This is a genomic window from Mycobacterium heidelbergense, from assembly GCF_050205645.1.
GTDB lineage: Bacteria > Actinomycetota > Actinomycetes > Mycobacteriales > Mycobacteriaceae > Mycobacterium > Mycobacterium heidelbergense_A.
The window spans coordinates 1-13,693 of record NZ_JBNMQT010000003.1 but is presented as its reverse complement, the minus strand read 5'-3'; the positions used below and the strand labels follow the sequence as shown (position 1 = coordinate 13,693).

Genomic DNA, 13,693 nt, shown 5'->3' with positions numbered 1-13,693 from the left:
GCGGGTCGTCACCATCGGATCGTGACGATCGCGAGCGCGGCGGAGCCGGGCGAAGCGGATCGTCACCACCGGAAGTAGCCGCGCCGTGCGCATGCACGTGCGAGGTCTGGGGCTGCCCGACGAGACCGAGATCGAGCTGTGGATCGTCGACGGCCGCATCAGCACCGAGCCGGTCGCCGGGGCCGACACCGTTTTCGGCTCGTCTGGTTTTCAAGGCTGGATCGTGCCGGGGCTGGTGGATGCGCATTGTCACGTCGGCCTCGGTCACCACGGCGAGATCCCGATCGAGGAGGCGATCGCCCAGGCCGAGACCGAACGCGACGTCGGCGCGCTGCTGCTGCGTGACTGCGGCGCGCCGACCGACACCCGCAGCCTCGACGACCACGACGACCTGCCCCGCATCATCCGCGCCGGAAAGCACCTGGCCCGGCCCAAGCGCTACCAGGCCGGCTTCTCCGTCGAACTCGAAGACGAATCCCAGCTGCCGGCGGCGGTGGCCGAGGAGGCGAAGCGCGGCGACGGCTGGGTCAAGCTGGTCGGCGACTGGATCGACCGCGGCGTCGGCGACCTCGCTCCGCTGTGGTCCGACGACGTGCTGGCGGCCGCGATCGACACCGCGCACGCCCACGGTGCCCGGGTCACCGCACACGTCTTCAGCGACGAGGCCATGCCCGGCCTGATCAAGGCCGGCATCGACTGCATCGAACACGGCACCGGGCTCACCGACGACACCATCGCCCTGATGCTCGAGCACGGGACGGCATTGGTGCCCACGCTGATCAACATCACCGAGAACTTTCCGGGTATCGCCGACAACGCCAAGCGCTATCCGACCTACGCCGCCCACATGCGCGACCTGCACGCCCGCTGCCGTGAGCGGGTCGCGGCGGCCCTGGACGCGGGTGTCCCGATGTATGCCGGTAGCGATGCCGGCAGCATGATCGCGCACGGCCGCATCGCCGACGAGGTCGAAGCCCTCAAGGGGATCGGGATGAGCCCGACGCAGGCCTTGGGCGCGGCCTGCTGGGATGCCCGTCGCTGGCTGGGCCGGCCCGGCCTGGATCACGGGGCCTCGGCCGACCTGTTGTGCTACGTGGACGACCCGCGCGAGGGGCCCGGCGTGCTGAACCGGCCCGATCTGGTGATCCTGCGAGGCGCCGTGTTCCGCGGGTGACCTGCGCATATTCCGCGCCGCGGATAGTTTCCAGGAAAAGATTGCGAGTGCTTGCTATCTATGTTACGGTCGTCGCAACCTAACAGGAGGAAGACAGTGACCTACGACGTGATCATTCGCGATGGATTGTGGTTCGACGGCACCGGCGGTGCCCCGCAAACCCGCACGCTCGGAATTCGCGACGGCGTGGTGGCCACGGTCGCGGACGGGCCGCTGGACGAGACCGGTTGCCCCGAGGTGATCGACGCGGCGGGCAAGTGGGTGATGCCCGGCTTCATCGACGTGCACACCCACTACGACGCCGAGGTGCTGCTGGATCCCGGCCTGCGTGAGTCGGTGCGCCATGGCGTCACCACGGTGCTGCTGGGCATGTGCTCGCTGTCGACGGTCTATGCCGACACCGAGGATGCCGCCGACCTGTTCAGCCGGGTCGAGGCCGTGCCCCGCGAGTACGTCCACGGCGCGCTGGAGAGCAACCGGACCTGGACCACCGCCGCCGAATACGTCGCGGCCGTTGACTCGCTGCCGCTCGGGCCGAATGTCAGTTCGCTGCTTGGTCATTCGGACCTGCGCAGCACGGTGCTGGGGCTCGACCGGGCGACCGACGCCACCGTCAAGCCCACCGACGCCGAACTGGAGAAGATGGCGACCTTGCTCGACGAGGCGCTCGAGGCCGGGATGCTAGGCATGTCCGGCATGGACGCGGCGATCGACAAGCTCGACGGCGAACGCTTCCGGTCGCGGGCGCTGCCGTCCACCTTCGCTACGTGGCGGGAACGGCGCAGGCTGATCAAGGTGCTGCGCAAGCGCGGGCGGATCCTGCAGAGCGCACCCGACGTCGAGAACCCCGCGTCCGCGCTGATGTTCTTCCTGACCAGCAGCCGAATATTCGGACGCCGCAAGGGAGTTCGGATGAGTCTGTTGGTGTCCGCCGACGCCAAGTCGAACCCGCTCGCCGTCTACGTGTTCGGGCCGGCGACTCGCCTGGCGAACAAGCTGCTGGGCTCGAGCGTGCGGTTCCAGCACCTGCCGGTGCCGTTCGAGTTGTACTCCGACGGAATCGACCTGCCGGTCTTCGAGGAGTTCGGCGCCGGCACGGCCGCCCTGCATCTGCGCGACCAGTTGGAGCGCAACGAGCTGCTGGCCGACGAGGCGTACCGGCGACAGTTCCGCAAGGAGTTCGACCGCGTCAAGCTGGGGCCGTCGCTGTGGCACCGCGACTTCCACGACGCGGTCATCGTCGAGTGCCCCGATAAGTCGTTGATCGGCAAGAGCTTTGGCGCGATCGCCGACGAGCGCGGGCTGCACCCGCTGGACGCGTTCCTCGATGTGCTGGTCGAAAACGGCGAACGCAACGTGCGATGGACGACCATCGTGGCCAACCACCGGCCCAAGCTGCTCGACGCGCTCGCAAAGGAGGAAAGCGTGCACATGGGCTTCTCGGATGCCGGTGCGCACCTGCGCAACATGGCCTTCTACAACTTCCCGATCAAGCTGCTCAAGCGAACTCGCGACGCCCACCGGGCCGGCGCGCCGTTCATGTCCACCCAACACGCGGTGCACCGGCTGACAGGCGAGCTGGCCGAGTGGTTCGGCCTCGACGCCGGCACGCTGCGCGAGGGCGACCGCGCGGACTTCGTGGTGATCGACCCGGCCGGCCTGAACGACTCGGTCGAGGGTTACTACGAGGAGGAGGTTCCCTTCTACGGCGGCCTGCGGCGCATGGTCAACCGCAACGACGAGGCCGTCGTCGCGACCGGTGTCAACGGCGCCGTCGTCTTCGAGAAGGGCCAATTCCGCGACGGCTACGGTCAGACCGCGAAGTCGGGCCGCTACCTGCGGGCCGGTGCGCGACGGCAGCGCGAGCAGCGCTCGGCCGCGCTGGTGTGAGCGACTGAGATGGCCAGAACGCAGCAGCAACGCCGCGAGGACACCATCGGACGGCTCCTCGAGGCGTGCATCGCCAGCATCATCGAGGTCGGCTACGCCCGCGCCTCGGCGGCCGTGATCACCAAGCGCGCGGGCGTCTCCGTGGGTGCACTGTTCCGGCACTTCGAGACGATGGGCGACTTCATGGCCGCCACCGCATCGGAGGTCCTGCGCCGGCAGGTGGAGTCATTCACCAAGCAGGTCGCCGAGATCCCGGCCGACCGCCCGGCACTGGAAGCCGCGCTGACGATCCTGCGGGACATCACCAGCGGCGCGACCAACGCGGTGCTGTACGAGCTGATGGTCGCCGCGCGTACCGACGAGAAGCTCAACGCGCATCTGGCCCAGGTGATGGCCCAGTACTCGGCGAAGATTCTCGACGCCGCGCGCACCCTGCCCGGGACGGAAACCATCCCCGAAGACACCTTCCCGGTTCTGGTGGCATTGCTGACCAACGTCTTCGACGGAGCGGCAATCGTGCGAGGGGTGCTGCCAGAACCGGATCTGGAGGAGCGCCGGATTGCGCTGTTGACCGCGCTGATAACCGGGTTGTTGCCGAACGAGACTGTGTGACAAGCGGTTACAGCGCGCCGATGCCGGTCTCCGGGTTGAGTGCGAAACCCCAGTCGAACAGGCTTGCCGCCTGATCCCAATACGTGGGCCCGCCCTGTTTCACCATCCCGTACATCATGGCGATCACTAAGCGGCGACCACCGCGGGCCGCGGCGCCGACGAAGGTCTTGCGGGCCGCGTTGGTGAACCCGGTCTTGCCGCCGATGGCGCCGGGATAGCGCTGTAACAGTTCGTCCTGGTTGGTGATCGGTTCATCGCCGTGATCTCCGGGGAACATCGCCGACGGCTCGGCGGTGATGTGCGCGAACACCGGATTGGCCATCGCGGCCCGGAAGATGACGGCCAGGTCGTGGGCCGTGGAGGCCCCGGAGCCGCCGGGCCCGTCCAGCCCCGACGGGGTCGCCGCGTGGGTGTTGGTCGCCCCGAGTGAGGCAGCTTTGGCGTTCATCTTGCCGACCGCGACGTCAGCGCCGCCAAGCTGATGTGCCAGCGTGTTGGCGGCATCGTTGCCCGACACCAGCAGCAGCCCGTCGAGCAGTTGGCGCGCGGTATAGATGTGGCCGGGTTTGACGCCGACACAGTTGCACTCGACCTGGGTGTCCGCGACGTCGGCGACGACGGTGGAGTCCAGGCTCAGCTCGTCCAAGGCCACCAACGCCAACAGGACCTTGATGGTGCTCGCGGGCGGGTGGGCCGCGTTCTGGTCGCGGCCGGCCAGCACCTGACCGCTGTCGAGGTCGGCCACGATCCAGGTCTGGGCCGGGCCGTCGGGAATCGGCACCGAGCCGGCCGGCTGCATGCTGTCGGCCCCTGCGGTGGCCGGGCTGACAGTGGCACCGACGATGCTGACCGTGAGCGCAGCGGCGGCTGCGGCAATGAGTTTCCGCATGGGCGCAAAGTGTAACGTCCGGCGGCTCGGACTCAATGAACCGGCGGCTGGTCCGGATCGTGATAACTACGGTGGCGGCCGTGTAGTCCGGCACCATCATCGGGTTCTTGCGAGGGAGTGCCGATGAGTAAGCGGGGGCGGCGAGCAGTTGTCTGCGGCGCGAGCATGGCCGGGCTGCTGGCCGCTCGGGTGTTGTCGGACTTTTACGAAACGGTCACGCTTGTCGAGCGCGACCGGCTGCCCGACGGCGCCGAACAGCGGCGCGGCGTGCCCCAGGGACGGCACTTTCATGCCCTGCTGAGCACCGGCTCGAAAACCTTGGGCGAGCTGTTCCCCGGCCTGCTCGACGAACTCGTCGCCGGGGGCGCCAATGTCCTCGACAACGAGCCATCGCGTGCGTATATCCGGTTGGGCCAGCACGAGCTTAATCTCTCGGGCAAATTCGTTGACCCGGCAGCGCTGGTCTTGTATCAACCGAGCCGACCCTTTTTGGAGTCCCACGTCAGGCGACGCGTGCGCGCGCTGGCGAAGGTGAGAATCCTGGAGGGCCATGACGTCGTCGAGCCGATCGCCGTCCCGGCCCATCGGGTCACCGGAGTTCGGGTGGTCAACCGCGACACCGGTGCGGAGACCGTGCTGGATGCCGACATGGTGGTCGATGCGACGGGCCGGGCCGCGCGCATGCCGGCGTTCCTAGACAAGCTCGGCTACGAGCGGCCGGTCGAACAGCGCTACCCGGTGCAGCTGAACTACGCCAGTCAATTTCTGCGCATTCCCGAAGGCATGCTCGACGACAAGTTGGGTGTCTCGGTCGGCCCGCTGCCCGACCGCCCGGTCGGCGTGGTGGTGGTGGCCTACGAGCACGGCACCTGGATTCTGACCCTGTTCGGCGTGGGCGGTTATGAACTACCCGACAACCTGCCCGGCGTCATCGATTGCGCCGCGGAATTCGCGCCCGCTTTTTTGATCGCTGCGCTGCGGGCCGCCGACCCGGTGGGTGCGTTGTCGACGCAGCGATACCCGGCCAGCATCTGGCGGCGCTATGACAAGCTGCGCCGATTCCCGGCGGGGCTGCTGGTGATCGGCGACGCGATCTGCAGCTTCAACCCGGTGTACATGCAGGGCATGACCATGGCCGCGCTGCAGGCCATGGCGCTTCGAGACTGCCTGGCCGATCGCGACGGCGACCTGAGCCGGCGGTTCTTCAAGGCAACCGCCAAGCAGATCGCGCCTGTTTGGCGGGGGAACCGGCTCACCGATTTCACCGTGTCGCAGGCAGGTGGTTGGCGTCGGCCGCTCAAGGGCGTGATCAATTGGCAAATGGACAAGGCGCAGGCTGCCGCCGCGAACGATCCGGTGATCGCCGAAGCGACCCTCCGCGTGATGCATTTTGTCGACCCGCCAGCCCGGCTCTTGCAGCCCGCGCTCCTGATGCGGCTCGTCGCAGCCAACCGTCGGCCCAGAAAGCCCCACGGGTACTCCGACAGCGAGGCGCAACCCGACCCCGAGGTGCGCGAGGCGTGACGTTCGTCGATGGCTAGCCTTTTCTGACGGCACCGCTGTAGGAGGCGAATCGGCGGCGCGATGCTGCTGTACACATGTTCATCGACTACGGGATTCGCCGCGTTGCTGAAAAGCTAAGTCGTCAACAGGCTTTCGCGCCAACGATTAAGCGATCTGTGCCAGACGTCCCCGCGCGCAGCATCCGCCTGGCTGCGCGCGCAGCAGCTGCACGGCGACACGTGTCGGCGGCGCGGACATTCGATTGAACCGATCGGCACGGGCGCTCGTGTCTACATGTGGTTGGGGATTGAGTGTCATCGCAGGCGTGCGGGGGGGCCGGGCCGCCGCACCATAGATCCAGCACGGGGTCGTCGAATGGTGTATCAGGCGTCGGGGATTTGAGGCCTTCGGGGAGATGGCCCGGAAACTTTACGTGAGTTTCAAGGTCAGCAGCCGCTATCTAGTACGGCTGCTCGGGGACTACGCATCGCTGATCGACTTCGGACAGGCGAACGACGGCCCCTATTGCACGAAAGCCAGTAAGGCGCTTGCGATTCCGCGGGCCGCCGGCCCTAAATAGGGGGTTCGCCGTCATCATGCTCAACTACGGCACGCAACCAGACATGTTGGGGCCGCTAACCGCCCCGCAGCGGTCCATATGGGCTGCCCAACAACTCCATCCTGAAGTCCCGTACAACTTTGCCGCTTTCATGGCGATCGATCACGATGTCGACGCCGAAAGGCTCACGGTCGCATGCGAATCGGCGGCAACACGATTCGGCACGCCATGCGCGCGGCTAGCCCTCGATGGCGGCGAGCCGGTCTTCATAGTCGACCGCTCCCTTACGAGGACGGGGATCACACGCTGCATCGATCTGCGCGCGGAGAGTGACCCGGTAGCCGCCGCTCGCAGCTGGATGAACGACGACTACCGCCATCCAATTGATCTGGCGCATGACCGACTCACCAATTTCGTACTGCTGCGGATCACCGACAACCTGTCGTACTTCTACCTGCGCACCCACCACGTTCTCTGTGACGGATACGGCGCCAACAATTTCGCCCGGCACATCGCGGAGGTCTACTCGGGATCAGCACCCGACACCGGTGAAGTCGACTTCTCTGAGTTCACATTGCTGCGCGACGCGGACCGGGAGTATGAGCAGTCCTCACGCAGTCGTGCCGATGCCGAGTATTGGAAGAGCGTCGTGCGTGGACCTCTGGACCTTATCGACTTGGGCGGGACGCGGAGGTCGGTGGCACCACGCCACCCCCGGGTGCGCGAACTGGTGTGCGGTCAGCGATTCTCGGAGTCCACGCATGACCAGTTCGATGTCGCGAGGTTTGTCGCCGCAATGGCGGTGTTTATTGCGAAAACCTCAGGGCGCCAAAATGTCTCGTTGTCACTGCCGGTTTCGGCGCGCACGACCGCGGCGCTGAAAACGTGTGCCGGCATGGTGTCGAACATGGTGCCACTGCTGATCGACGTCGATGACCGCGACACTATTGGCGCACTGACCGATCGAGCCGCCAAGGCTTTGGTCGGTGCGCTGCGCCACCAACAATTTCGGCACTGGCCGGACCTGATCGCCGGTACAAACCGTGTCGACATGAACGTCGAGTTCGGCGCGGCGATCAACGTGCTCGACTTCGTTGCCCCGCTTCGTTTCGGACCGTCGGAAACGACGTACAACGTATTGAGCATCTATCCCATCCAGGACATCGCCGTCAACATCTATCCGCGGCTGGGCGACGGCACGCCACGAATTCAGTTGATGTGGAATCCCGACCGCTACACCCCCGACGAAATCGGCGGGCACACAACGCGTCTGGAAATGCTCCTGGACCGCCTCTTGGTGGCGGATGCGTCGCTGGTCGTGGGAGAGGTGTCGGTTCTGGATCCAGGTGAGCGCGAGCTGGTGTTGTCGGGGTGGTCCGGTGCTGGGGTGGGCGCGCCGATTGGGGTGGCGCCGCAGTTGTTGGCGGCGACGGTCGCCGCCGATTCCGATGCGGCGGCCGTGATCGACGGCGCCCGGGAGCTGTCGTATCGCGAGCTTGACGAGTGGTCGACGCGGTTGGCGCGGGTGCTGATCGAGGCCGGGGTGGGCCCCGAGCGTGCGGTGGGCGTGGCGATGGGCCGCTGTGTGGAGTTGGTCGCGGCGTGGTGGGCCGTGATCAAGTCCGGCGGCGTGTACGTGCCGGTCGATCCGGTCCACCCGGCCGATCGCATCGCCACCGTGTTGGACGCAGTGGCGGCGGTGTGTGTGGTGACCTGCGGTGCCGACACCGTGGCCGGGGCCGGGGCACGTCGGGTGCTGCGGATCGACGAGATGGACGTGTCGGATCGCGATGCGCGGGCCATCACCGACGTCGATCGCTGCGCACCGCTGGGCGTGAATAACACCGCCTACGTCATGTTCACCTCGGGGTCCACCGGCGCACCCAAAGGGGTGGCGGTCAGTCACGCCGGTCTGCTGGGGCTAGCCGCGGCGCAACGCGCAATATATGGCTTGGGCGCGGGTGCGCGGGTGCTGATGGTGGCCGCGCCCACCTTCGATGCGTCGATCTTCGATTGGTTGTGGGCGGCGGGATCCGGAGCGGCGTTGGTGGTCGCGCCGCCGCAGGTATACGCCGGGGAGGCGTTGACCGCGTTGGTGCGGGACCAGCGCGTCAGCGCGGCGGCGTTGACCCCGACGGCGCTGTCGTCCCTGGATCGGACCCGGCTCGACGGGCTGGACACGCTAATCACGATGGGAGAGGCCTGCCCGGCGGCAGTGGTGGCCGCCTGGGCCCCGGGCCGGCGGATGTTCAACGGCTACGGTCCCACCGAGTCCACCATCTGCTCCACCTCCACCGCGCCGCTGTCGGCGGGGCAGCCGGTCAGCATCGGCGCTCCGATTCCGGGGGTATGCGCGCTGGTGCTCGACGCGCGGTTGAACCCGGCGCCGATCGGGGTGGTGGGCGAGCTGTATCTGGGTGGGCCCGCGCTGGCGCACGGCTACGTGGGCCGCGCGGAGTTGACCGCGGAACGGTTCGTGGCCAATCCCCACGGAGGTCGTGGCGCACGGATGTATCGCACGGGCGACCTGGTGCGGTGGACTCCCGCCGGCACTCTCGTTTACGTGGGTCGGCCCGATACCCAGATCAAACTGCGCGGACAGCGCATCGAACTTGGCGAAATCGAAAACAGCCTGCTGGCCTGCCCGCAGGTCACCCAGGCCGCCGTCACCGTGCACCACGACTCCGCCGGCACACACCTGATCGCCTATATCACCCTCGAACACACCGCGACCGCGGATCACGTCGCCGAAAGCGTCGAACAGTGGCAACACGTGAACGACCAGCTCTATGGCGCCGAGATCGGGGACTTCGGCAAGGATTTCCGGGGCTGGAACAGCAGCTACACCGATGACCCGATCCCGCTCGAGGAAATGATCGAGTGGCGTTCGGCCACGGTGGATCGGATCATGGCCCTGGAGCCCAGACGCGTGTTGGAGATCGGCGCGGGCTCCGGGCTGATCTTGTCGCAGATCGCCCCTCGGTGTGAGCACTATGTCGCCAGCGACATTTCGCCGGTCGCCATCGACAACCTGGCCTGCGTGCTGGAGCAATTGCAGGTTCCATGGCGTGATCGAGTCGAGCTACTAGCCCAGCCCGCGCACGTCACCGAGGGTTTGCCGCGGGGCCATTTCGACACCATCATTCTCAACTCGGTAATCCAGTATTTCCCCAACGCGGACTATCTGGCCGAGATCATCGATAACGCCGTGGATCTACTAGCCCCCGGCGGGAGATTGTTCATCGGCGATGTGCGCAACTACACGCTGCAAGGCGCATTGCAAACCGGAGTTGCGCTCGCCCGCGCCACGGCCACCGACACCGACACCGATACCGACGCCGCTGAGATCCGGGCACGCGTCTATCGCGCCATGGTCAGTGAGCCCGAATTGCTGTTGGCCCCAGAGTTTTTCACCACGTGGGCCGCCGACCATCCACGCGTGGCCGGACTAGCCATCGAAGTCAAACGTGGATTGGCCGGTAACGAGCTCAACCGCTACCGCTACGACGTCATCGTCCACAAAGCCCCCATCCCGGTGCGCTCACTGGCCAGCGCACCCACCTGGACATGGGCCCAATGCGAAGGCCTGAACGGGTTGCAAGACCGATTGATATCCGAACATCCAGCGACTGTTCGCATTACCGACATCCCGCGCGCCGGGCTGATCACCGACGTCCGCGTCGAAGCCGCCCTGGCTGCCGGACGCTCCCCGGCCGACGCGCTGGCCGATGCCACCGCCGACGCCGCCGACGCCGTTGTGCCCGAAGCGTTGTACCGGCTCGGCGAGACCACCGGATACCAGGTGGCGGTGACCTGGGGTGCCCAACCCGGCGCTGTGGACGCGGTTTTCATCATCCCCACCGACCCGCACCCCCCAGCACCCACCGACCTGTATCTGTCGACGGCTCGCCGGCGCGGCACCAGTGCCAATGACCCGCAAACCAACATCAAGATCAGCGCGGTTCGTGAGCGGTTGAACGCACGGCTGCCCGATTACATGATGCCGGCCCAGATTATGGTGCTCGACGAGTTCCCGTTGACCTCCTCGGGCAAGATCGACCGCAGGGCCCTGCCGGCACCGATATTTGCGGCCGCATCTTTCCGGGCGCCGCAGACCGAGAACGAAAAAATCGTCGCCCAGGTGTTCAGCGACGTTTTGGGCCTGGACCGGGTCGGGCTGGACGATGATTTCTTCGCCCTCGGTGGCGATTCGTTGATCGCCACACGGGTGACCGCGCGCCTGCAGTTGGCGTTGGGCAGGGAAGTGCCGGTGCGGTACCTGTTTGAGGCTTCCACCGTCGGGCAGCTCGCCGACTATCTGCACCGTCATCGTGGCGGGCCTGGCGTCCCGCCGCTGCGGGTGATGCCGCGCCCGGCCCGGGTTCCGTTGTCGTTTGCCCAGCAGCGGTTGTGGTTCCTCAACCAGTTCGAGGGCCAGGCTCCGACCTATAACATGCCGACCGCGTTTCGGATCGACGGGGCGCTGGATGTCGATGCGTTGGGTGCGGCCCTGGATGACGTCATCGTCCGCCACGAATCGCTGCGCACCATATTTCGCGCCATCGACGGAGTGCCGTTCCAAGAGGTGTTGCCGGCCCAGGCTGGCATGTGGCGCCGCGGCGGCCCGGCGGTGGTGTCGTTGCCCGAGCGCGACGTGCGCGACGAGTTGATGGCCCTGGCGGGGTATCGATTCGATTTGTCGGCCGAAATCCCCATTCGCGCGCAGTTCTTTTCGGTGGGGCGCGAGCAGTATGTCGTCGGGATTGTATTGCACCACATAGCTTTTGACGGGTGGTCACCGGCGCCGATGGTCAGGGATGTGGGCGAGGCGTATCGGGCGCGGCGGATGGGTCGGGCGCCGGGGTGGGCGCCGTTGGCGGTGCAGTATGCCGATTATGCGTTGTGGCAGCGGGGGTGGTTGGGGTCGGAGTCTGATCCTCGTAGTGCTATTGCGGCTGAGTTGGCTTATTGGGAGCGGGTTTTGGCTGGGATGCCCCAGCGTTTGGAGTTGCCGGCTGATCGGTCGTATCCGGTGGTGGCTGATCCTGGTGGTGCCAGTGTGGCCGTGGAGTGGTCGGTGGGGTTGCAGCGGCGGGTTGCCCGGGTGGCGCGTGAGCACAATGCGACGAGTTTCATGGTGGTGCAGGCGGCGTTGGCGGTGTTGTTGTCGAAGGTTTGTGCCAGTTCTGATGTGGGGGTGGGGTTCGCGGTGGCCGGTCGGGGTGATCCGGCCCTGGATGAGTTGGTGGGCTTTTTCGTCAACACCTTGGTGCTGCGGGTCGATTTGGGTGGCGATCTGAGTTTTGCTGAGCTGCTGGGGCAGGTTCGGGCGCGCAGTCTGGAAGCGTTCGAACACCAGCACGTGCCGTTTGAGGTGTTGGTGGAGCGGCTTAATCCGGCTCGGTCGTTGCGCCATCATCCGCTGATTCAGGTGATGTTGGCTTGGCAGAACTTCGCTGGGTCCAATGACCCGGCTGCGGGTTTGGTGTTGGAGGGTGTTGAGGTCACCTCGGTGCCGTTGGATACCCATAGCGCGCGTATGGATGTGGCGTTTTCGTTGGGGGAGCGTTTCACCGAGGCTGGTGAGCCCGCCGGGATTGGCGGGGCGGTGGAGTTTCGCACCGATGTGTTCGACACCGCCAGCATCGAGGTGCTCGTTGAACGGTTGGAGCGGGTGTTGGTGGCGTTGACCGCTGACGCGCGGCGGCGGGTGTCGTCGGTGGATGTGCTTGATGCGGCGGAGCATTCCCGCCTGGATGAGATGGGTCATAGGGCGGTGGTGAGCGAGGCGCTAAGCGCGCCGGTGTCGGTTCCGGAGTTGTTTGCCCAGCAGGTGGCCCGCACCCCGGATGCGGTGGCGCTCAGTTGTGGTGAGCAGTCGTGGACTTACCGGGAACTCGATGAGGCGGCCAACCGGTTAGCCCATTTGTTGGTTGGCCGCGGTGTGGGTGCTGGGTGTGTGGTGGGGGTGTTGATGGAGCGCTGTGCGCGCGCCATCGTCGCGATCACCGCGGTGCTCAAAACCGGGGCGGCGTATCTGCCCATCGACCCTGAACATCCCCGGGGGCGCATCGAGTTCATGCTCACCGATGCCGCGCCGGTGGCGGTGCTGACCACCGCCGATCTGGCTGCGCGGCTCGACGGATTCGACGTGGCGGTCATCGATGTCGGCGATGCGGCGGTGCAAGCCCAGCCCTGCATCGCGTTGGCGGGGCCGGATCCAGAGGATATCGCTCATCTGATTTACACCTCGGGCACCACGGGGGTGCCTAAGGCGGTGGCGGTCACTCACCACAACATCACTCAACTGTTGGCGTCGGTGGATGCCGAGTTGCCGGCCGGGTCGGGGCGGGTGTGGGCGCAGTGTCATTCGCTTGCCTTCGACATTTCGGTGTGGGAGATCTGGGGACCGTTGCTTCATGGTGGGCGGCTGGTTGTGATACCGGACACGCTGACTCGTTGCGCCACCGACTTTCACGATGTGCTCGCTGCCCAATACGTCAGCGTGCTAACCCAAACCCCTTCTGCGGCAGCGGCGTTATCTGCGCAAGGGTTGGAGTCGCTGACGTTGGTGCTCGGTGGCGAGTTCTGCCCGGCCCAGGTGGTGGCGGCCTGGGCGGGCTCGGGTCGGGTGGTGATTAACGGCTATGGCCCGACCGAAACCACGATGTGTGTGACCTTGACTGCGCCCCTGACACCGGATGGGGAGCCACCTCCGATCGGCGCGCCGGTCTCGGGCACCGCGTTGTGGGTGCTCGATAGGTGGCTGCGCCCGGTGCCGATCGGGGTGGTCGGGGAGTTGTATGTGGCTGGCGCCGGGGTGGGCTGCGGGTATTGGCGGCGCCCGGGGTTGACCGCGTCGCGGTTTGTGGCCTGCCCATGGGGGGGACCAGGGGCGCGGATGTATCGCACCGGGGACTTGGTGCGCTGGCGCGCCGATGGCCAACTCGACTATGTGGGCCGCGCCGATGAGCAAGTCAAAATCCGCGGCTACCGCATCGAACTCGGCGAAATCCGCGCCGCCCTAACCCAACTCGACGGGGTCCAACAAGCCGCGGTCATCGCC

General features: G+C 66.4%; 6 protein-coding genes. 5 read left to right on the top strand and 1 reads right to left on the bottom strand.

What is annotated here, in order from left to right; translation table 11 throughout:
- The first annotated feature begins 91 nt into the window (after positions 1-91).
- Genes ACQI5H_RS03380 through ACQI5H_RS03370 form a run of 3 tightly spaced genes read left to right on the top strand, consistent with a single transcriptional unit; the run spans position 92 to position 3,676 of the window.
- A complete protein-coding gene (locus ACQI5H_RS03380) occupies positions 92-1,174 on the top strand; it encodes a metal-dependent hydrolase family protein (RefSeq protein WP_427078308.1) in 1,083 nt (360 codons plus the stop codon).
- Positions 1,175-1,234: 60 nt separating this feature from the next.
- Positions 1,235-3,064 carry an N-acyl-D-amino-acid deacylase family protein gene (locus tag ACQI5H_RS03375; RefSeq protein ID WP_427078012.1) on the top strand — a complete coding sequence of 610 codons (1,830 nt, stop codon included), beginning with the start codon at positions 1,235-1,237 and terminating at the stop codon, positions 3,062-3,064.
- A 9-nt stretch (positions 3,065-3,073) separates the two neighbouring features.
- Entirely contained in the window at positions 3,074-3,676 is a 603-nt protein-coding gene (locus ACQI5H_RS03370) for a TetR/AcrR family transcriptional regulator (RefSeq protein WP_427078011.1), read from the top strand.
- Positions 3,677-3,683: 7 nt separating this feature from the next.
- Here ACQI5H_RS03370 and ACQI5H_RS03365 read toward each other — a convergent pair whose 3' ends face one another.
- Entirely contained in the window at positions 3,684-4,565 is an 882-nt protein-coding gene (locus ACQI5H_RS03365; protein WP_427078010.1) for a D-alanyl-D-alanine carboxypeptidase family protein, read from the bottom strand.
- Between the two features lie 123 nt (positions 4,566-4,688).
- On the opposite strand from ACQI5H_RS03365, the gene ACQI5H_RS03360 reads away from it, so the two are divergent.
- Positions 4,689-6,089, top strand: a complete 1,401-nt coding sequence (locus ACQI5H_RS03360; RefSeq protein ID WP_427078009.1) for an NAD(P)/FAD-dependent oxidoreductase — start codon at positions 4,689-4,691, stop codon at positions 6,087-6,089.
- Positions 6,090-6,664: 575 nt separating this feature from the next.
- Positions 6,665-13,693, top strand: a 7,029-nt coding sequence (locus ACQI5H_RS03355) for an amino acid adenylation domain-containing protein (protein WP_427078008.1), incomplete at its 3' end; no start/stop codon positions are given.

Excerpts from the sequence above, each read along its gene's own strand:
- ACQI5H_RS03380 (WP_427078308.1), top strand. The coding sequence starts at position 92 with ATGCACGTGCGAGGTCTGGGGCTGCCCGACGAGACCGAGATCGAGCTG.
- ACQI5H_RS03375 (WP_427078012.1), top strand. The coding sequence starts at position 1,235 with ATGTTACGGTCGTCGCAACCTAACAGGAGGAAGACAGTGACCTACGAC.
- ACQI5H_RS03370 (WP_427078011.1), top strand. The coding sequence starts at position 3,074 with ATGGCCAGAACGCAGCAGCAACGCCGCGAGGACACCATCGGACGGCTC.
- ACQI5H_RS03365 (WP_427078010.1), bottom strand. The coding sequence starts at position 4,565 with ATGCGGAAACTCATTGCCGCAGCCGCCGCTGCGCTCACGGTCAGCATC.
- ACQI5H_RS03360 (WP_427078009.1), top strand. The coding sequence starts at position 4,689 with ATGAGTAAGCGGGGGCGGCGAGCAGTTGTCTGCGGCGCGAGCATGGCC.